This window comes from Alloyangia mangrovi, from assembly GCF_002300555.2.
GTDB classification, from domain to species: Bacteria; Pseudomonadota; Alphaproteobacteria; order Rhodobacterales; family Rhodobacteraceae; genus Salipiger; species Salipiger mangrovi.
This window is the reverse complement of the sequence record NZ_NTHN02000144.1, coordinates 1-819: the sequence shown is the minus strand read 5'-3', so window position 1 is coordinate 819 and position 819 is coordinate 1. Positions and strand designations below refer to the sequence as shown.

Genomic DNA, 819 nt, shown 5'->3' with positions numbered 1-819 from the left:
CCGCCTCGGGGGCGGGTTCGCGCAGCGGCGGGTGCTGCGGCGGCAGCCCTGGTAAAGATGCGCACCCCGTCGGGCGAGACGGTGCCCTCGGGCGAGGCCTTGACCAGCCCGCGGTCGTCGAGCTCGAAACGCACGCCGGGGCCGGGTGGCAGGCGCACCGGCTCGAGACTCAGGTCCTCGCGCGGGCCGGCGTCGAGATCGGGCAGGGCGACGGCGTCGAACTGCTGCACCTCGGGGTCGATCGAGGCGACGTAGACATCCTCGGCATTGGTCTGCGGCGGTCGCGCCGGGGCGTTCGGCGCGCGTTGCCAGATGCCGGTCACGGCATAGGTCTCGGCGGCCTCGTCGCTCGTCATCTGGTTGCGCTCGGTCACCCGCGGCGCCGGCAGTTCCTCGAACCCCTCGCTGGCGGGCGGCGGCAGGTCGAGCGCGGCGAGCATGGCGTCGGCGTCTTCCTCGGCCTCGTCGCCGTCCGCGTCGGCGGGCCGCTCGGTTGAGGCGGGAATCGGCGCGCCCTCGAGGAACTCCCCGGGGGCCGACAGCGCCACGTTCTCGGCCTCCGACGGCGCGAAGAGGCGCGAGATCTCGTCCCCCAGCAGGGCTGACGAAAAGGCCGCGACCGCGGCAAGGAATAGCAGCAGCAGAACGGTCAGGATGAGCCCGAGGAAGCGCGGCTTGCCCCCCACCTTCTGCCCGCCCCGGGCGCCGAAGACGGTCAGCCTCTCGCGCTCTTCCTCGGGGGTCAGCGAGGCGGCGGCGCGGCGGGCGCGGCTGTCGGAACGATCCGCCTCCTGCCGCAGCGCGGCCACGCGCGCCTGC

1 pseudogene is annotated in these 819 nt (G+C 74.5%); it reads right to left on the bottom strand.

What is annotated here, in order from left to right:
• Window positions 1–819, bottom strand: a pseudogene (locus tag CLG85_RS27140) (hypothetical protein); the annotation flags it as partial.